The 18,898-nt window shown below is 65.0% G+C and carries 19 protein-coding genes; 6 read left to right on the forward strand and 13 right to left on the reverse strand.

Features of this window, described 5'->3' with window-relative positions:
• Positions 1 to 72 precede the first annotated feature (72 nt).
• From CCOS191_RS03135 to CCOS191_RS03145, 3 genes are all read left to right on the forward strand, one after another.
• Complete coding sequence (locus CCOS191_RS03135) at positions 73 to 861, forward strand: AraC family transcriptional regulator (protein WP_046854023.1); 789 nt, start codon at positions 73 to 75, stop codon at positions 859 to 861.
• 64 nt (positions 862 to 925) lie between these two features.
• Complete coding sequence (locus CCOS191_RS03140; RefSeq protein ID WP_046854024.1) at positions 926 to 1,210, forward strand: PsiF family protein; 285 nt, start codon at positions 926 to 928, stop codon at positions 1,208 to 1,210.
• A gap of 70 nt (positions 1,211 to 1,280) precedes the next feature.
• Positions 1,281 to 2,288 (forward strand): AI-2E family transporter, encoded by a 1,008-nt coding sequence (locus CCOS191_RS03145; protein ID WP_046854025.1) that lies wholly within the window; start codon positions 1,281 to 1,283, stop codon positions 2,286 to 2,288.
• 122 nt (positions 2,289 to 2,410) lie between these two features.
• Here the strand turns inward: CCOS191_RS03145 and CCOS191_RS03150 are convergent, their stop codons facing one another.
• Positions 2,411 to 3,682, reverse strand: a complete 1,272-nt coding sequence (locus CCOS191_RS03150; protein WP_046854026.1) for an Hsp70 family protein — start codon at positions 3,680 to 3,682, stop codon at positions 2,411 to 2,413.
• 162 nt (positions 3,683 to 3,844) lie between these two features.
• On the opposite strand from CCOS191_RS03150, the gene cbpA reads away from it, so the two are divergent.
• Both cbpA and CCOS191_RS03160 read left to right on the forward strand, forming a co-directional pair.
• Positions 3,845 to 4,810 carry a curved DNA-binding protein gene (gene cbpA, locus CCOS191_RS03155; RefSeq protein WP_046854027.1) on the forward strand — a complete coding sequence of 322 codons (966 nt, stop codon included), beginning with the start codon at positions 3,845 to 3,847 and terminating at the stop codon, positions 4,808 to 4,810.
• A gap of 2 nt (positions 4,811 to 4,812) precedes the next feature.
• Positions 4,813 to 5,118 carry a chaperone modulator CbpM gene (locus CCOS191_RS03160; RefSeq protein WP_023630087.1) on the forward strand — a complete coding sequence of 102 codons (306 nt, stop codon included), beginning with the start codon at positions 4,813 to 4,815 and terminating at the stop codon, positions 5,116 to 5,118.
• Positions 5,119 to 5,151: 33 nt separating this feature from the next.
• Here the strand turns inward: CCOS191_RS03160 and CCOS191_RS03165 are convergent, their stop codons facing one another.
• From CCOS191_RS03165 to urtA, 6 genes are all read right to left on the reverse strand, one after another.
• Positions 5,152 to 5,664, reverse strand: a complete 513-nt coding sequence (locus CCOS191_RS03165; protein ID WP_046854028.1) for a GNAT family N-acetyltransferase — start codon at positions 5,662 to 5,664, stop codon at positions 5,152 to 5,154.
• Between the two features lie 31 nt (positions 5,665 to 5,695).
• Complete coding sequence (gene urtE, locus CCOS191_RS03170) at positions 5,696 to 6,394, reverse strand: urea ABC transporter ATP-binding subunit UrtE (protein WP_046854029.1); 699 nt, start codon at positions 6,392 to 6,394, stop codon at positions 5,696 to 5,698.
• A gap of 133 nt (positions 6,395 to 6,527) precedes the next feature.
• Positions 6,528 to 7,385: an urea ABC transporter ATP-binding protein UrtD gene (gene urtD / locus CCOS191_RS03175; protein ID WP_046854030.1), complete on the reverse strand. Its 858-nt coding sequence runs from the start codon at positions 7,383 to 7,385 to the stop codon at positions 6,528 to 6,530.
• A complete protein-coding gene (gene urtC, locus CCOS191_RS03180) occupies positions 7,382 to 8,461 on the reverse strand; it encodes an urea ABC transporter permease subunit UrtC (protein WP_046854031.1) in 1,080 nt (359 codons plus the stop codon). The genes urtD and urtC overlap by 4 nt, the downstream gene beginning before the upstream one ends.
• On the reverse strand, positions 8,461 to 9,948 hold the full coding sequence (gene urtB / locus CCOS191_RS03185; protein WP_046854032.1) for an urea ABC transporter permease subunit UrtB: 1,488 nt from the start codon (positions 9,946 to 9,948) through the stop codon (positions 8,461 to 8,463). Before urtB ends, urtC begins: the two co-directional genes overlap by 1 nt.
• Positions 9,949 to 10,088: 140 nt before the next feature.
• Positions 10,089 to 11,354: an urea ABC transporter substrate-binding protein gene (gene urtA, locus CCOS191_RS03190; RefSeq protein WP_046854033.1), complete on the reverse strand. Its 1,266-nt coding sequence runs from the start codon at positions 11,352 to 11,354 to the stop codon at positions 10,089 to 10,091.
• Between the two features lie 508 nt (positions 11,355 to 11,862).
• Here urtA and CCOS191_RS03195 point away from each other — a divergent pair.
• Positions 11,863 to 12,162, forward strand: a complete 300-nt coding sequence (locus CCOS191_RS03195; protein WP_046854034.1) for a hypothetical protein — start codon at positions 11,863 to 11,865, stop codon at positions 12,160 to 12,162.
• A 121-nt stretch (positions 12,163 to 12,283) separates the two neighbouring features.
• On the opposite strand, the gene cycA is transcribed toward CCOS191_RS03195, so the two are convergent.
• The 6 genes from cycA to CCOS191_RS03225 all read right to left on the reverse strand — a co-directional run bounded on the left by cycA (position 12,284) and on the right by CCOS191_RS03225 (position 18,873).
• Positions 12,284 to 13,699, reverse strand: coding sequence for a D-serine/D-alanine/glycine transporter (gene cycA / locus CCOS191_RS03200; protein ID WP_046854035.1), 1,416 nt, complete (start codon positions 13,697 to 13,699; stop codon positions 12,284 to 12,286).
• Between the two features lie 246 nt (positions 13,700 to 13,945).
• A complete protein-coding gene (locus CCOS191_RS03205; protein ID WP_046854036.1) occupies positions 13,946 to 15,310 on the reverse strand; it encodes a PepSY-associated TM helix domain-containing protein in 1,365 nt (454 codons plus the stop codon).
• 58 nt (positions 15,311 to 15,368) lie between these two features.
• Positions 15,369 to 17,429 carry a TonB-dependent copper receptor gene (locus tag CCOS191_RS03210; protein ID WP_046854037.1) on the reverse strand — a complete coding sequence of 687 codons (2,061 nt, stop codon included), beginning with the start codon at positions 17,427 to 17,429 and terminating at the stop codon, positions 15,369 to 15,371.
• Positions 17,430 to 17,498: 69 nt separating this feature from the next.
• Positions 17,499 to 17,930, reverse strand: a complete 432-nt coding sequence (locus CCOS191_RS03215) for a DUF2946 domain-containing protein (protein ID WP_046854038.1) — start codon at positions 17,928 to 17,930, stop codon at positions 17,499 to 17,501.
• Between the two features lie 20 nt (positions 17,931 to 17,950).
• Positions 17,951 to 18,436: a copper chaperone PCu(A)C gene (locus CCOS191_RS03220; RefSeq protein WP_046854039.1), complete on the reverse strand. Its 486-nt coding sequence runs from the start codon at positions 18,434 to 18,436 to the stop codon at positions 17,951 to 17,953.
• Positions 18,437 to 18,483: 47 nt separating this feature from the next.
• Complete coding sequence (locus CCOS191_RS03225) at positions 18,484 to 18,873, reverse strand: DUF2946 domain-containing protein (RefSeq protein ID WP_031315367.1); 390 nt, start codon at positions 18,871 to 18,873, stop codon at positions 18,484 to 18,486.
• Positions 18,874 to 18,898 lie beyond the last annotated feature (25 nt).

Consider the following 18,898-nt stretch of genomic DNA (forward strand, 5'->3'; position numbering starts at 1 on the left):
GCGGGTATTATCGCTTGTCTGCCTGCATGCCTATACTTCCATCCAGACAACCTACCCCGCGAAGCAGACAGCATGGCCCGCAAGTACCTCGACATTCCACGCTTCGACCAGCTCCCGGCCCCGGTGTACTTTCGCTACGACGAATTCGGTGCCGACACCCACAGCGCCCCGCACCGTCACTCCTGGGGCCAGCTCAACTACGCGTCCCATGGCTTGATGCACCTGGACGTCGAAGGCCAGCGCTTCATCTCGCCGCCGCACTACGCCGTATGGGTGCCGCCGGATACCGAGCATGGCTGCTACAACCCCCAGGCCATCGTCTACCGCTCGGTCTACCTTGACCGCAGCCTGTGCGCCGGGCTGCCGGCGCAACCCTGCAGCCTGGTGATCAGCGACATCCTCAAGGCGATCCTCGGCGACTTCGCCCGCCGCGACCTGCGCGTCGCTCGGGACGAGCGTGACCAGCGTCTGACGCAGGTGCTGCTCGACCAGTTGCACCTGGCGCAGACCCAGACCTGCTACCTGCCCTTCGCCCGCAGCGACAGCCTGCGCCAGGTGCTTGAAGGATTGCATGGCGAACCCGGCGACAACCGCCCGCTGGCTCACTGGGCCGCGCAGGTGCATGTCAGCGAGCGCACCCTGGCGCGGCAGTTCCTGCGTGAACTGGGAATGAGCTTCGGCGAATGGCGCCTGCGCCTGCGCTTTCTACGCGCCATCGAGGCGCTCGAGGCGGGCACCGCGATCCAGGCCATCGCCTTCGACCTCGGCTACAGCAGCGCCTCGGCCTTCATCGCCATGTTCCAGCGCCAGGCCCGGTGCACCCCGGAACAGTACCGACGGCGGGCGCGGACAGAGATGTAAAAATTCTTGTCTACACTCAGCAGCGACGAGCGCGCATCCGGCGCGCAGGCAAGGAGACCACTCCATGAAGCTGCTGCACGTACCCCTGCTGGTGTTGGGCATGTTGATCGCGGGGCAAGGATTTGCCGCCACCGCGCAACAGGAAAAGATGAAGACCTGCAACGCCGACGCCACCGCCAAGGCGCTCAAGGGCGACGAACGCAAGGCGTTCATGAGTACCTGCCTCAAGGCCAAGCCTGCCGCCACCCAGCAGGAGAAGATGAAAACCTGCAACGCCGACGCCACCACCAAGGCGCTCAAGGGCGACGAGCGCAAGACCTTCATGAGCGACTGCCTGAAGAAGAAATGACCTGCGCCTATGCCTCTGCCGTGAAGGCTGGCAGACTGCGGGACTTTCCGCTGTCTGCCGTCGAGGCTGTATGACCTTCACCCCCCGCCAGGTCACCCTGGCCAGCTGGATCATCGTCATGGCCGGCCTGTTGCTGGCGCTGCCCCTGAAGCTGCTGCCGAGCCTGCTCGCCGGCTTGCTGGTGTTCGAGCTGGTCAACATGCTCACCCCCAGGTTGCAGCCGCTGATCGCCGGGCAGCGCGCGCGCTGGCTGGCGGTGGCGCTGCTCGGAACCTTGGTGGTGAGCACGCTCACCCTGCTGATTGCCGGCGCCTTCAGTTTCCTGCTGCATGAGGCCGAGAACCCCGGCGCCTCGCTGGACAAGTTCATGGGCCTGGTCGAGCGTGCCCGTGGCCAGTTGCCGCCGTTCATCGAAGCCTACCTGCCGGCCAGCGCCGCCGAGTTCAAGGTGGCCATCGGCGAATGGATCAAGAGCCACCTGAGCGACCTGCAACTGGTCGGCAAGGGCATGGCGCACATGTTCGTGACCCTGTTGATCGGCATGATCCTCGGCGCCATCGTCGCCCTGCAGCGCATCCCCGACATTTCCCGGCGCAAGCCCCTGGCCGCAGCCTTGTTCGAGCGCCTGAGCCTGCTGGTGCAGGCGTTTCGCAACATCGTCTTCGCGCAGATCAAGATCTCGTTGCTCAACACCTTCTTTACCGGCATCTTCCTCGCCGTGGTGTTGCCGCTGTTCGGCGTGCACCTGCCGCTGACCAAGACCCTGATCGTGCTGACCTTCCTGCTCGGGCTGCTGCCGGTGATCGGCAACCTGATGTCCAACACCCTGATCACCATCGTCGGTTTGTCGCTGTCGATCTGGGTGGCGATGGCGGCGCTGGGGTACTTGATCGTGATCCACAAGGTCGAGTATTTCCTCAACGCGCGGATCGTCGGCGGGCAGATCAGTGCCAAGGCCTGGGAGCTGTTGCTGGCGATGCTGGTGTTCGAGGCGGCGTTTGGCCTGCCGGGGGTGGTGGCGGGGCCGATCTACTACGCCTACCTGAAGAGTGAGTTGAAGCGGGCTGAGCTGGTCTGAGGATCACCGGGGCCGCTTTGCGGCCCTTTCGCTGGCAAGCCAGCTCCCACAGAGAGGTGCGTACCCAGCTTTTGTGGGAGCCGGCTTGCCGGCGAAAGGGCCGCAAAGCGGCCCCAAATCGATCAGAGCACGCCGTAGCGCTTGCGCGCCTCGATCGCCAGGCCGCTACCAATGCTGCCGAAGATATTGCCTTCCACATGCCGCGCATTGGGCAGCATTGCCGCCACGCTGTTGCGCAGCGCCGGAATGCCGCTGGAGCCGCCGGTGAAGAACACCGTGTCCACCTGGCTCTCGCTCACGCCGGCCTTGGCCAGCAGTTCGCTCACACTACCGCGCACGCGCTCGAGCAGACCGTCAATTGCATCTTCGAACAGTGCCCGGGTCAGCTCGGCCGACAGCTGCGGTTCGATCCGGCCAAAGTCGATGCTCCGGCTGTCGCGCTCGGTGAGCTCGATCTTGCTCGCCTCCACCTCCATCGCCAGCCAGTGCCCGGCGCGCTGCTCGATCAGCTTGAACAGGCGGTCGATGCCGAGGGTGTCCTCGATGTCGTAGCGCATGCTGCCCAGGGCCAGCTGCGACTTCTGCGCATACAGGGCGTTGATGGTGTGCCAGGTGGCCAGGTTGAGGTGATAGCTGGTGGGCATCAGCGCGCCGCTCTTCATCCGGCTGCCGTAGCCGAACAGTGGCATCACGCCCTGCAGGCTCAGCTGCTTGTCGAAGTCGGTACCGCCGATGTGCACGCCGCCGGTGGCGAGGATGTCGTCCTGGCGCTCGGCCACCAGGTGGCGCTCGGGCGACAGGCGGATCAGGGTAAAGTCCGAGGTACCACCGCCGATATCGACAATCAGTACCAGCTCTTCACGGCTGATGCCCGACTCGTAGTCGAAGGCCGCGGCGATCGGTTCGTACTGGAACGACACGTCCTTGAAACCGATCTTGCGCGCAACTTCCGCCAGGGTATCCTCGGCTTCCTGGTCGGCGGCCGGGTCCTCGTCGACGAAGAATACCGGGCGGCCCAGCACCACCTGGTCGAATTCACGGCCGGCATCGGCTTCGGCGCGCTTTTTCAGTTCGCCGATGAACATGCCCAGCAGGTCCTTGAACGGCAGGGCGCTGCCCAGCACGCTGGTGTCGTGCTTGATCAGCTTGGAGCCCAGCAGGCTCTTGAGCGAGCGCATCAGGCGGCCTTCGTAGCCCTCCAGGTACTCGTGCAGGGCCAGGCGGCCATATACCGGGCGACGTTCCTCGATATTGAAGAAGACCACCGACGGCAGGGTGATCTTGCCGTCTTCCAGGGCGATCAGCGATTCGGCGCCAGGGCGGTGCCAGCCGACCGTGGAGTTGGAGGTGCCGAAGTCGATGCCGAGGGCACGGGCCGGGGATACGTCAGACATGGAGAAAGCTTCCGGAGGCAAAACGGCCGCGCAGTTTATGCCGTTCTGCGGCTAAATCAAGACCGGTCGTCTGCGATAGCGCAACCCCGGATGAACCTTGAAAGGCTATGCTTGACCCCAATCTTCAGTAGCAATACGTACATTCACATCGGTGATCCATAGATGGACTTCAAAGACTATTACAAGATACTCGGCGTCGAGGCGAGCGCGGACGAGAAGGCGATCAAGGCCGCGTACCGCAAGCTCGCGCGCAAGTATCACCCCGACGTCAGCAAGGAGCGTGACGCCGAGGACAAGTTCAAGGAGGCCAACGAGGCCTACGAAGTGCTTGGCGACAAGGACAAGCGCGCCGAGTACGACGAGATCCGCAAGTACGGCGGCCAGCATGGCCGGCCGTTCCAGGCACCGCCTGGCTGGCAGTCCCGTGGCGGCAATGGCGGCGGCGGTGGCTTCGAGGGCGGCGATTTTTCCGATTTCTTCAGCTCGATCTTCGGCGCCCGGGGTGGCAACCCCTTCGGTGGCGGCGGTGGCCGGCAACAACGCAGTGCCGGCAGGCGAGGGCAGGACGTGGAACTGGAACTGGCGGTGTTCCTCGAGGAAACCCTGAACAAGGAATCCAAGCAGATCAGCTTCCAGGTGCCGCAGACCAACGCTGCTGGCCAGCGCACCGGGTTCACCACCAAGACCCTGAACGTGAAGATCCCTGCCGGGGTGACCGACGGCGAGCGCATCCGCCTCAAGGGCCAGGGCGCGCCGGGCGTGGGCGGTGGCGCCAATGGCGACCTGTTCCTGACCATCCGCATGGCACCGCACCCGCTGTTCGATGTCGAAGGTCATGACCTGATCATCACCGTGCCGCTGGCACCATGGGAGGCGGCGCTCGGCGCCAAGGTGGCCGTGCCGACCCTGACCGGCAAGATCAACCTGACCATCCGCCCCGACAGCCAGAGCGGCCAGCGCCTGCGGGTCAAGGGCATGGGCCTGCTGAACAAGCAGGGCGAGCGCGGCGACCTGTACGCCCAGCTCAAGGTAGTGATGCCCGCCCAATCCGATGACGCAACTCGCGCACTGTGGACCCAGCTCTCCGAGAAAGCCGCGTTCAATCCGAGGACTCAATGGAGTAAGTGATCATGAGCAGCACCCTGATCGTTCAACTGGACATGCGTACCCTTTGCCAGGAAGCCGACCTCACGGCCGATTGCGTGATCGAGATCGTCGAGCACGGCATTGTTGAACCTTCGGGGCGAACGCCGGAGGAATGGGTGTTCGACGACCGCGCACCGGTCACCCTCAAGCGCGCGGTGAAGCTGCATGATCAGCTGGAGCTTGAGTGGGAAGGGGTGGCCCTGGCGCTGGAGTTGCTGGAGGAAGTGCAGCAGTTGCGCAGCGAGAACCACATGCTGCGCCAACGGTTGGGCCGGTTTACCCAGATGTGAACGTTGTGGGGCCGCACGGCGGCCCCTCGGGTTTCACGGCTGTGCCCCTGGATCGAGCATCAATTGCATGAAGGTCAGGTCCAGCCACCGGCCGAACTTCACGCCCACCTGCGGCATCTGCCCGGTCACCACGAACCCTAGCCGCTCATGCAGGCGCACCGACGCGGCATTGCCGCTTTCGATGGCGGCGACCATCACATGCTTGCCACAGCTTCTGGCCCGCTCGACCAGTGCTGCCATCAGCACCGGCCCCAGACCTTTGCCGCGCTGGTCACCACGGATGTACACCGAATGCTCGACCGTATGGCGAAAGCCCTCGAATGGCCGCCAGTCGCCGAACGAGGCGTAACCGAGCACGCCGCTGTCATCCACCGCCACCAGGATTGGAGAGCCCTGCTGCGCGCGGGCCTCGAACCAGGCCAGGCGATTGGCCAGGTCCACCGGGGTTTCGTTCCAGATCGCCGTGGTGTTGGCCACGGCGTCGTTGTAGATGTCGAGGATGCCCGGCACGTCGTCGGTCAGGGCGTCGCGGATCTGGTAACTCATGACAGCGTCTCGCAAGGGAAGTGGTTGCAGATTAAATGGTAACCAGGCCGCGCACACCTTCGGCCTGCATGTTTTCGCCGCGGCCGCGCTGGACGATTTCGCCGCGTGCCATGACCAGGTACTGGTCGGCCAGCTCTTCGGCGAAGTCGTAGAACTGCTCCACCAGCAGGATGGCCATGTCGCCACGGTCGGCGAGCTTGCGGATCACCGCGCCGATCTCCTTGATCACCGACGGCTGGATGCCTTCGGTGGGTTCGTCGAGGATCAGCAGGCGCGGACGGCTGGCCAAGGCGCGGCCGATGGCCAACTGTTGCTGCTGGCCGCCCGAGAGGTCGCCCCCTCGGCGTTGTTTCATCTGCTCCAGCACCGGGAACAGTTCGTAGATGAATGCCGGCACATCCCGTGCCTCGCGGGCGGGGAAGCGCGACAGGCCCATCAGCAGGTTTTCCTCCACGGTCAGGCGCGGGAAGATCTCGCGGCCCTGGGGTACGTAGGCGATGCCGGCTTGCACTCGTTGTTGTGGCTTGAGTGTGGTGATCGCTTTGCCTTCCCATTCCACGCGGCCCTCGCGGGCCGGCAGCAGGCCCACCAGGCAGCGCAGCAGGGTGGTCTTGCCCACGCCGTTGCGGCCCAGCAGGCAGGTGACCTCGCCGACCTTGGCCTCGAAGGACAGGCCGCGCAGGATGTGGCTGCCGCCGTAGTACTGGTGCAGGGTGTCGATCTTGAGCATGTGTTGTCCTTGTCGAATCGGCTTTGTGTGTTCGGGCCTCATCGCCGGCAAGCCGGCTCCCACAGGATTTGTGCAACTGCCGCCCTTGTGAGAGCCGGCTTGCCGGCGATGAGGCCGGTGCAGATAACGAAGATCAGCGGCCCAGATAAACCTCGACCACCCGCTCATCCTCCTGCACCTGCGCCAGCGACCCCTCGGCCAGCACACTGCCCTGATGCAGCACCGTCACATGGTCGGCAATGCTGCCGACGAAGCCCATGTCATGCTCCACCACCATCAGCGAATGCCTGCCCGCCAGCGAGCGGAACAGCTCGGCGGTGAACTCGGTCTCGGCATCGGTCATCCCCGCCACCGGCTCGTCGAGAAGTAGCAGCTTCGGCTCCTGCACCAGCAGCATGCCGATCTCCAGGAACTGCTTCTGCCCGTGGGACAACAACCCCGCCTGGCGCTGGGCCAGGGGCAGCAGTCGCAGGGTGGTCAGCACCTCATCGATGCGCTGGCGCTGCTCGCCGCTCAACCGCGCCAACAGACTGGCCCACACCGACTTGTCGGCCTTGAGCGCCAGCTCCAGGTTTTCGAACACCGTCAACGCCTCGAACACCGTGGGCTTCTGGAACTTGCGGCCGATGCCGGCCTGGGCGATCTGGCATTCGCTCATGCGGGTCAGGTCGAGGGTGTCTCCGAAAAACGCGGTACCCGAATCGGGGCGGGTCTTGCCGGTGATCACGTCCATCATCGTGGTCTTGCCGGCGCCGTTGGGGCCAATGATGCAGCGCAGCTCGCCGACGCCGATGTACAGGTTCAAGTCGTTGAGCGCCTTGAAGCCATCGAAGCTGACACTGATGCCTTCCAGGCTCAACACCGTGCCGTGGCGGGTGTCGAGCCCGGCCTCGCGACGCCGGCCCAGGCCGATGGCCTCGCGACCGCTGCCGACCTGGTCGAAGATCGGTTCGAGCATGAATTCCGGATGCACCGGGGGCACGCTTCTCATGGCTGGCTCCTTTTCTTCACAAGGCCGACCACGCCTTTGGGCAGGTACAGGGTGACGAGGATGAACAGCGCGCCGAGGAAGAACAGCCAGAACTCGGGGAACGCCACGGTGAACCAGCTCTTCATGCCATTGACCAGGCCGGCGCCGAGCAGTGGCCCGATCAGCGTGCCGCGCCCGCCCAAAGCCACCCACACGGCGGCCTCGATGGAGTTGGTCGGCGACATCTCACTGGGGTTGATGATGCCCACCTGTGGCACGTACAGCGCCCCGGCCAGGCCGCACAGCACGGCGCTGAGCACCCACACCAGCAGCTTGAAGCCGCGCGGGTCGTAGCCGCAGAACATCAGGCGGTTCTCGGCGTCGCGCACGGCGGTGAGCAGGCGCCCGAACTTGCTCTGGGTCAGGCGCCAGCACAGGAACAGGCTGCCCAGCAGCAGGCTCACCGTGAGCAGGAACAGCACGGCCCGGGTGCCCTGGGCGGTGATGTCGAAACCGAGGATGGTGCGGAAATTGGTGAAGCCGTTGTTGCCGCCAAAGCCCGTTTCGTTGCGGAAGAACAGCAGCATCCCGGCAAAGGTCAGGGCCTGGGTCATGATCGAGAAGTACACGCCCTTGATCCGCGAGCGGAAGGCGAAGAAACCGAACACCAGCGCCAGCAGCCCCGGCGCCAGCACCACCAGGCACAGCGCCCAGGCGAAGTGCTGGGTGCCGGCCCAGTACCAGGGCAGTTCGCTCCACGACAGGAAGGTCATGAACCCGGGCAGGCCGTCACCGGCCGCCTGGCGCATCAGGTACATGCCCATGGCGTAGCCGCCGAGCGCGAAGAACAGGCCGTGGCCCAGCGACAGCAGCCCGGCGTAGCCCCACACCAGGTCCAGGGCCAGGGCGACGATGGCGTAGCAAAGAATTTTGCCGACCAGGGTCAGGGTATAGGCCGAGATCTGAAGCGTGTGCCCGTCGGGCAGCAGCGACAGCAGCGGCAGGGCCAGCAGCACCAGGACGACAAGGGCGCCGACGGCCAGCGACACCCGGGTGCCGGCCTTGCGCGTGGCAGTGACAATCAATGGCTGGTTCATCAGTCGATTACCCGTCCCTTGAGGGCGAACAGGCCTTGCGGGCGCTTCTGGATGAACAGAATGATCAGCGCAAGGATAAGGATCTTGCCCAGCACCGCACCGATCTGCGGCTCCAGCAGTTTGTTGGCGATGCCCAGCCCGAAGGCTGCCCACAGGCTGCCGGCCAGCTGCCCGACGCCGCCGAGCACCACCACCAGGAACGAGTCGATGATGTAGCTCTGGCCCAGGTCCGGGCCGACGTTGCCGACCTGGCTCAGGGCCACGCCACCAAGCCCGGCGATGCCCGAGCCGAGGCCGAAGGCGAGCATGTCGACGCGCCCGGTGGACACCCCGCAGCAGGCCGCCATGTTGCGGTTCTGGGTGACCGCGCGCACGTTCAGGCCCAGCCGCGTGCGGTTGAGCAGCAGCCAGGTGAGCAGCACCACGGCGAGGGCGAAGCCGATGATCACCAGGCGGTTGTACGGCAGCACCAGGTTGGGCAGCACCTGGATGCCGCCGGACAGCCAGGCCGGGTTGCTTACCTCGACGTTCTGCGCGCCGAAGAGCAGGCGCACGGCCTGGATCAGGATCAGGCTGATGCCCCAGGTGGCCAGCAGGGTCTCCAGCGGGCGGCCATACAGGTGGCGGATCACCGTGCGCTCCAGGGCCATGCCGACCCCGGCGCTGACGGCGAAGGCCACCGGCAGGGCGATCAGCGGGTAGAGCTCGATGGCGCCCGGGGCGTAACGCTGCAGCAGCACCTGGACCATGTAGGTGCTGTAGGCGCCGAGCATCAGCATCTCGCCGTGAGCCATGTTGATCACCCCGAGCAGGCCGAAGGTGATCGCCAGGCCCAGCGCCGCCAGCAGCAGGATCGAGCCCAGCGACAGGCCGCTGAAGGCCTGGCCGAGCAGTTCGCCGACCAGCAGCTTGCGCTGTACCTGGGCCAGGCTGGTTTCGGCGGCGGTACGCACGGCGGCGTCGGTTTCTGCGTCGGGTTGTAGCAGGGCTTCGAGGCGAGTGCGGGCGAGCGGGTCGCCGGTTTCGCCGAGCAGGCGCACGGCGGCCAGGCGCACTGCCGGGTCGCTGGCGCCCAGTTGCAGGTTGGCCAGGGCCAGGCCGAGGGCGGCGTGTACGGCGGCGTCCGGTTCGTTGGCGAAGCGGCGGTCGAGGAAGGCCATCTGCGCCGGTTGCGCGGATTTTTGCAGTTGCTGGGCGGCGGCCAGGCGCACGTTGGTTTGGTCGCTGAGTAACTGATGGCTGGCCAGGGCGTTATCGATCAGGCCGCGCAGGCGGTTGTTCAGGCGTAGTTTGCGCGTGTCGTTTTCGGCGATGCGACCCTGGCGCAGGTTTTCCAGCAACTGCAGGCGGGCGGCGTCGGGTTGCGCGGCCCAGGTTTCGAGCAGGCGCGCCTGTTCGGCGGGCTTGGCGCTGAGGAAGAATTCGCCTTCGCTGGCTTGGGTTGCCAGGGGCAGCAACAGGAGGAGGGTGAGCAGGAATCTGAACATGCGGGCAGTCCTGAAAAATCGGCGGTGGATTCATCGCCGGCAAGCCGGCTCCCACAGGTCCAATACAGAATTCGAAAGCTGTGCTGTACCTGTGGGAGCTGGCTTGCCAGCGATTGGGCTGCGCAGCAGCCCCAGTGCACTCAGTTACCCTTCACCGCATAATCCGGCCGCTTGTCATTACCCGGAATGAACGGGCTCCACGGCTGCGCCCGCAGCGGCTGCTCGGTTTCCCACACCACACTGAACTGCCCGTCATCCTGGATCTCGCCGATCATTACCGGCTTGTGCAGGTGGTGGTTGCTCTTGTCCATGGTCAGGGTGAAGCCCGACGGTGCCTTGAAGCTCTGCCCGGCTAATGCTTCACGCACTTTGTCGACGTCTGTGGACTTGGCTTTCTCGGCGGCCTGCGCCCACATGTGAATGCCCACGTAGGTGGCCTCCATGGGGTCGTTGGTCACCGCCTTGTCGGCCCCCGGCAGGCCCTTGGCCTTGGCGTAGGCCTTCCAGTCGGCGACGAACTTCTGGTTCACAGGGTTATCCACCGACTCGAAGTAGTTCCACGCCGCCAGGTGCCCCACCAGCGGCTTGGTATCGATGCCACGCAGCTCCTCTTCACCCACCGAGAACGCCACCACCGGCACATCGGTGGCCTTCAGTCCCTGGTTGGCCAGCTCCTTGTAGAACGGCACGTTGGAGTCGCCGTTGACGGTGGAAATGACCGCCGTCTTGCCACCGGCTGAGAACTTCTTGATGTTGGCGACGATGGTCTGGTAATCGCTGTGACCGAACGGCGTGTACACCTCCTCGATATCCTTGTCGGCCACGCCCTTGCTGTGCAGGAAGGCGCGCAGGATCTTGTTGGTGGTGCGCGGGTAGACGTAGTCGGTGCCCAGCAGGAAGAAGCGCTTGGCGCCGCCGCCGTCCTCGCTCATCAGGTATTCCACCGCCGGGATCGCCTGCTGGTTGGGCGCCGCGCCGGTGTAGAACACGTTCGGCGACATCTCTTCACCCTCGTACTGCACCGGGTAGAACAGCAGGCCATTGAGCTCCTCGAACACCGGCAGCACCGACTTGCGCGACACCGAGGTCCAGCAGCCGAACACCACCGCCACCTTGTCCTGGGTCAGCAGCTGGCGGCTCTTCTCGGCGAACAGCGGCCAGTTGGACGCCGGGTCCACCACCACCGCCTCGAGCTGCTTGCCGTTGACCCCGCCCTTGGCGTTGATCTCGTCGATGGTCATCAGCGCCATGTCCTTGAGCGAGGTCTCGGAAATGGCCATGGTCCCGGACAGCGAATGCAGGATGCCGACCTTGATGGTCTCGGCGGCCTGGATGCTCCAGCTCAGGCCCATCGCCGCAATTGATGCGCTGAGGGTGAAGGCCTTGATCAGACTGCGTCGCTTCATGTGCTCACTCCGATGTGATGGTGGGTGTTGGCCATATCGGAGATTGCAAAGGCTGTGCCGGGCGTTGGAATGTGCGTGATAGAGCGGTTGTGCGACGAATCGGGGCGCGGGGTGGGGCCAGGATGGTGCTTGCTGCACAGGCCTGCACAGGATTGGGGCCGGGGGCGATGAACACTTTTGACACATAAGCGGTACTTGAGTACCGTGCCGCACCGCAGTAGTTTCTGCGGTTCGGGATTGGCGTCCCGGATACAGAGAGCGGGCACTTTTAGCAGTGTCCTGCATGGCTGCACCCGTTATGGGCGGAGCCGTGTGTGGGAGCCTTCGGGCTCACCGGCTCTCTCTGTCCGGCACGCCAACCCGCACGGCTCCGTCCACCCATATTGGCGTGTGGGTGCGGAGCGTCATTACGGAGAGCCGCAAGGAGATGCACCATGCTCAAGAAGATCGTTCCAGATCCACCGTTCGCATTTATCGAGATCGCCACCTTTCATCGAGAGGTGCAGCCATGAACCAGGAATCGCTGGTCAACCTCACCCCGCGCAAATCACGTCCGGTCACCGCCAGCTCCCACTTTGGCACCTGCAATCACGCCCATGCGCCGATGCTCTCGGTGCAGGCCGGGGTCGATAGCGAGGATGCGCTGGTGTGCGCCGTGGCGGCGTTGAAGGCGGCGTATGAGACCAATGCCGCAGCATTGGAGAAGGCCGGGGAGCCGTTGCGCAGTTTGCTGACGGCTACGGAGAATTCGCTGGAGAAGGGGTTGGCGTTGGCTGAGGCTGTGCTTGAAGGGTTGGAGCACGGCTGACAATCGCCGGGGCCGCTGTGCGGCCCAATCGCCGGCAAGCCGGCTCCCACAGGTACTGCGCAATCCTGACCCTGTGGGAGCTGGCTTGCCAGCGAAAGGGCTGCGCAGCAGCCCCCTGCGATCAGCGGCTCGACGCGCCTCTCATCGCATTGCGCGGCTGGCGCCTGCTACGCACGAACTGATAGGTCACCGCCAGGATCACAAACCAGATCGGCGTCACCACCAGCGCCGAGCGCGTATCGGCCTCCAGGCTCAACAGCACCAGGATGCCGGCGAAGAACACCAGGCACACGTAGCACATGAAGCGCCCGCCGGGCATCTTGTAGGTGGATTGCTCATGCAGCGCCGCACGTTGCTTGCGGTAGCTCAGGTACGACAGCAGGATCAGCGTCCAGACGAACATGAACAGCACCGCCGACACCGTCGTCACCAGGGTGAAGGCTTCGATCACATTGGGTACCAGGTAGATCAGCACCGCGCCCAGCAGCAGGCAGGTGCAGGAGAAGTACAGGCCGTTGGCCGGCACGGCGCGGCGCGAGAGTTTCTCGAACGCCTTGGGCGCATCGCCCTCCTGGGCCAGGCCGAACAGCATGCGGCTGGTGGAGAACACGCCGCTGTTGGCCGACGAGGCCGCCGAGGTCAGCACCACGAAGTTGATGATGCTTGCCGCCGCCGGCAGGCCGGCCAGCACGAACAGCTCGACGAACGGGCTCTTGCCCGGCACCACGTCGCGCCATGGGGTCACCGCCATGATGGCAATCAGCGCCAGCACGTAGAACACGATGATGCGGATCGGGATCGAGTTGATCGCCCGCGGCAGAGTGCGTTCGGGGTTCTTCGCTTCGGCGGCGGTGGTGCCTACCAGCTCGATGCCGACGAAGGCGAACACGGCGATCTGGAAGCCGGCGAAGAAGCCCAGCAGGCCATTGGGGAACATGCCGCCGTCATTCCACAGGTTGGTCAGGGTGGCGGTGTGCCCGCTTGGCGACTGGAAGCCGGTGATGACCATGTACAGGCCGGTGGCGACCAGGCCCATGATGGCGATGATCTTGATCAGGGCGAACCAGAATTCCATTTCGCCGAACATTTTCACCGTGACCAGGTTCAGCGACAGCAACAGCGCCACGCAGCTCAGCGCCGGTATCCACTGCGGCAGGTCGGGGAACCAGAACTGCGTGTAGGCGGCAATCGCCACCACGTCGGCGATGCCGGTGACCACCCAGCAGAACCAGTAGGTCCAGCCGGTGAAGTAGCCGGCCCAGGGGCCGAGCAGGTCGGCGGAGAAATCGATGAACGACTTGTAGTTGAGGTTCGACAGCAGCAGCTCGCCCATGGCGCGCATGACGAAGAACAGCATGAAGCCGATGATCATGTAGACGAAGATGATCGACGGGCCGGCCAGGCTGATGGTCTTGCCCGAGCCCATGAACAGGCCGGTGCCGATGGCGCCGCCAATGGCGATGAGCTGGATGTGACGGTTGGTCAGGTTGCGTTGCAGGTGCTGCTCTTCGGAGGGTGTCTGGGAGGTCCGGGTCATAGGCTGCATTCCATTGAGGGTCAGTCTTTTTGTGAGCGAAAGCCGAGTAGGCTATCACGTCGCGTTCCAATCGCGGGTGTGGCAGATCGGCACGATCTTGGCGGTACAGCGCGATGCTCGACATGACTGGAGTCAATGGTTGCATGGGCTGGCATCATCGCTGGCAAGCCGGCTGCCACAGGGATCGCACCCACCCTTGTGGGAGCCGGCTTGCCGGCGATCAGGTCGGAACAGCCAAGCAAGGTCTCAGGCCCGGGCCAAGGCCCGCTGCCGCACCACCAGGCTATCCACCCCCCACATCACCACCATGGACAACCCCACCAGCGGGAAGGCGATGCCCAGCACCAGCATCACCGCCACCGCCGTCTTCCAGCGCGGCAGGTCATGGCGCAGTGGCGGCACCCCCAGCCCACCGGCCGGCTTGCGCTTCCACCACATCACCAGCCCGCTTACCGAACCCAGCAGGATCATCAGGCACACCAGCAGGATGACGAGCTGGTTCAACGGCCCGAACATCTTCCCTTCGTGCAGCATCACCCCCAGCTCCGTGGCGCGGGCCACCGGGCTGTAGTCCTGCCAGCGCACGTCGGCCAGTACCTGCCCGGTGTACTGGTCGACATGCAGGGTGGCGTCGTTGCGCGGATCGTCGGCGAACACCGCGATGGTGAACACGCCGTCGGCACTGGTCGGCAGGGTGATGCTGTAGCCCGGCTCGACCTTGCGCAGGGTGGCGACATCCTCGACCTGTTGCAGGCTGACCTGCGGCGCCGCTGGTGCGTGATCCATCATGTGATGCCCGGCATGCTCGGCATGGGCGCCGGACACTGGCATCGGCGTGTTCTCCATCGCCCACGGCACGGTCTGGCGGTGGGCGCTGTTGAGGTCGCGCGCTTCTTTATCGGACTTGGGCACGTCGTTCCACATGGCCGCCGGGAAGCGGTTCCACAGGTCGGCGTACTGCTTGCCCCACAGGCCGGTCCAGGTCATGCCGCTGAGCAGCATCAACAGCAGCAGGGCCGAGCCCCAGAAGCCGGTGACGGCATGCAGGTCGCGCCACAGCAAGCGGCCGCGCGCGCTGAAACGTGGCCACAGCACGCCCGCGCCGCTGCGCCCGCGTGGCCACCAGAGATAGAGGCCGGACACCACCAGGACAATGCCCCAGCCCGCCGTCAGTTCCACCAGTCGGTCACCGACCGTGCCGACCATCAGTTCGCCATGCAGGGCGCGGGCGATGGCCTGCAGGTTCTGCTTGCCATCCTGCTCGCCCAGTACCTTGCCGCTGTACGGGTCGATGAAGACATTCAGCTCGCGCCCGCCGTCGTGCACCACGAACTGCGCGCTGCGCTCGGCGTTGATCGCGGGCAGGTACTGGCCCACCTGCCCCTGTGGATAAGCCTGGCGCACGTTGGCCAGCAGGGTGTCGGCGCTTTGCCGGTGATGGCCGGCCTCGACCACCATCAGTTCGCGGTACATCAACGGGTCGAGCTGCGGCTTGAACAGGTAGACGATCCCGGTAAGCGCCAGCAGGATCATGAACGGCGCCACGAACAGCCCGGCATAGAAATGCCAGCGCCACGCCAGGTTGTAGAAGGAAACGTTTGGTTTGCTCATGGGAGCCTCCCGTAGACCTTGTGTGGGCGCGGTCAGGCCCCGCGCCCGTTTGTTGTTGTCAGAAGCTGAAGTCGACCTTGGTCCAGAAGGTCCTGCCTGGCTCGTTCACCGGCTGGGTACTGTTGGCCGGGTAGCCGAACCCGGCGTTCCCGGCCAGGTTCAGGTGCTCGGCGTAGGCCTTGTCGAACAGGTTGTCGACGCCCGCGCTGAGCTTGAGGTTGTTGTTCACCTTGTAGGCACCGTTGAGCGAGAACACGCCGAAGCCGGCACTTTTGTCGTAGTCCTTGCCCACCACGTTGCCCTGGTTCTGGGCGATGCGGTTCTGCTCGGCCACCAGGCGCCACAGGGCGCCGACGCTCCAGGTGTCGCGGCTGTAGGTCAGGCCCAGGCGGCTTTCCAGCGGTGGCATTTGCGGTAGCGCCTTGCCATCACTGCTGTTCTTGCCCCAAGCGTAGGCGAGCGTGGCGTCGGCCTTCCAGTTCTCGGTCAGCTTGTAGGCCGCGCCCAGTTCGCCGCCCATGATGCGGGCGTCGATGTTCTGCGCCTGAGAAACGAGTCGGCTGCCCATACCGCCCATGCCAGGCACGTAGTCGAACAGGATGTAGTCGCGGATCTGGCCGACGTAGCCCGAAGCCCAGGCCTCCAGGCGTTCGTCGCGGTACTGGATGCCGAAGTCGAGCTGTGTGGTCTTCTCCGGCTTGATACCGTCGAAGGCGTTCACCGAACCGGTTGGGGCCAGGGTGGGCGAGAACAGCTCCCAGTAGTCCGGGAAGCGCTGGGTGTGGCCAAGGCCTATGTAGGTGGTGGCCGGTACGGCGGCCAGGTCGTGCTCATAGCGCACAAAGCCACTGGGCAAGGTATCGGCACGGGTGTCACCGCTGGTGGCGATGTCCTTGCGGAAATCGTGGGCTGATGCCCGGTCCAGGCGCGCACCAGTGATCAATCGGTCCTCGCCGGTGGCGTACCAGGTCAGTTCACCGAAAACGCCGTAGTTGTGGAAGTCGGCGTCCTTGTCCCAGGGCTTGGCCTTGTACGTGTCGATACCCATGCCATTGCGCTTGCGGTGCTCGTTGGTTTGCGCATCGATGCCGCTGATCAGCTGTACATCGGCCCAGCGCCAGGTCGCCTTGATCCGTGCGCCGAGGGTGCGGCGATCGACGTTGCTGGCCATCGGCATCCCGACGGTCGAGCGCAGGGTGTAGTTGTCCATCACGTGGTCGGCGTAGTTGTAGTAGACCTGCGCCTCGACCTTGTCGAGCACTTCACCGAGGTTGGACTTCTCGAAGCGCAGCCCCAGGCTTTCACGCTTGAATTGCGAACCGTCCATGCCGCGCCCGGCCGAACGCGCCTCGCCATCGCCCTTGCCGGCGGTCAGTTCGAGCAGGGTGTCGGCGTCCGGGGTCCAGCCGAGGCTGACATCGCCGTTCCATTTGTCCCAGCGCGACGGCACGGTGTCACCGTTGCCGTCTTCGAAGTCATCCGAGTGCGACTGGTTGCCGACGAAGCGCACATAGCCGAGCTGGTTGCCGGCGGCGGCGTCGAGCACTTTGTCGAAGCGGCCGTTGGAGCCGGCCAGCACGCTGCCGTTGACCCGGCTGCCGAGCTCGCCGAATTTCTCCGGGTCACGCTCGAAGAGGATGGTGCCAGCGGAGCCGCCCGGACCCCAGATCACGCTTTGCGGGCCCTTGATCACGGTGAGGCGGTCGTAGGTTTCCGGGGAGATGTACGAGGTCGGGGCGTCCATGCGGCCCGGGCAGGCGCCGAGCATCATGCCGCCGTTGGTGAGGATGTTCAGGCGCGAGCCGAACATGCCGCGCAGCACCGGGTCGCCGTTGGTGCCGCCAGCGCGGATCACCGAGAACCCAGGGATGGTCTTGAGGTAGTCGCCGCCGTCGCTGGCCGGCACGGGCTGGCGCGGGTCCTTGGGGTTGGTGACCACGGTCAGCGGCGAGCTCGGGGCGATGGCGGTGATCACCGTCGGGCTCAGCTCGGCAGTGTCGTGGATGTGGCCTTCATGGCCGGTTTCGGCGGCAAAGGCCAGTGGCGCGAGCAGCGAGCCGCACAGTACGGCGATGGTCCCGCGCAGGGAAAGGGCAAAAACAGGGGTGCAGCCGGACATAATGATTCCAGTCGATCAGTCATGAGTCAGCGCGAAGCCTCCTGGCTTCGGGCGTTTATCGCGTTGTGTTCAGGCGACGATCGAGCTGGGCGGCGCGCGGCTGCGGGCGCCGGGGAATACAGCCTGCCGGGCATGGCCCTGGCGCGTGGCATTGGCGAGGTGGACAGGGGGGAGTTGGCTGCCCGCAGTCAGCGGGCTGAGGGTCTGGGGCAGGGCGGGGCAGTTGAACAGCAGGCTGCAATAGCCGCACTTCTCCCACATGACATGCAACTGGCCATCGTTGCCGTGGCCATGGTGCTCGTCGTGAGCGTGGGCCATGGGCATGCTCATTGGCATGTCCATGGACATGGCCATGCCGGCGTGGTGCTCCATCGGCATCGACTGGGAAACCAGCGGGCCGATGAAAATCATCCACATGGCGAACAGGCTCAGCCAGCCGCCACCGACGCGCCTGCGATCAGGGCGGGTGCTGCGGGCGGAGCTGTAGCGCGGCAGGCTCATGGCGAGTGCCTGTCAGTCGGTCAGTGCGTGTGTTCGTGCGCTGCGGCTTGTTCGGCCGGCGGCTGCTTCTGCACCGCGACGTCGACCGTGACGTCACCGGCTTTCTCGAAGTGCAGGGTCAGCGGGAAGCGCTTGCCGTCGGTGAGCAGGCTGCGGTCCTTGGGCTGCATGATCATCACGTGGTAGGCGCTGGGGGCGAATACCACATCCTTGCCGGCCGGGACCAACACGCTTGGCACATGTTGCATCTTCATGGCGCCGGCGGCGCTCATCACATGCTCATGCAACTGGGCGTCGTCGGTGATGGGGCTTTTCACCGAAAGCAGGCGGTCATCGGCCTTGCCGTTGTTGTGCACGACAAAGTAGGCCGCCACGTTAGGCGCGTTCGGCGGCAGCTCCAGCGACCAGGGGTGGGCGATGTGCAGGTCGCCGACGCTGTACTCGTGGGCGTTGGCGTAGGCGCCGGGCAGCAGCAGGGCGGCCAGGACGAGGGCTTGCTTGAGCATGGGTGAGTCTCCGGTCTGTTCAGGTTCTGAAGGACAGCGTAGTGAACTCAGACCAGCGGAGAGGCACGGGGATTGAGCGCGGGCCAGAGCTGGCGCGGCGTGGGTTGGTAGTCGGCGAGGTGCGGCAGGTGCCCGGCGATCAGCAGTGGCGGGTTGTGCAACTGTGGCGGGTAGCTGGGCAAGGCCAGCAGTGGCGCCGCGCCCAGGCAGCACCAGCAGTTCATCATGCTGGCGCTGTCGTCGCTTTGCTGCCCCAGGTCGATCTTGGCCAGGGCCTGGACATCGACCTTGGCCTTGTTGGCCATGCTGGAGCAGAAAGCCCCCCACAGCAGCTGCTCGGCCGGGCCTTTGGGCGCGGCAGAAGACAGCGGCATGGCCAGCAGGTTGAACAGCACTGCAAGGCAGGCTATCCAGGCAATGTGCCGACGTGGGGGCATGGAGAGATCCGGTCAGGAATCGTGA

The organism is Pseudomonas sp. CCOS 191, assembly GCF_001007005.1.
Lineage (GTDB): Bacteria > Pseudomonadota > Gammaproteobacteria > Pseudomonadales > Pseudomonadaceae > Aquipseudomonas > Aquipseudomonas soli.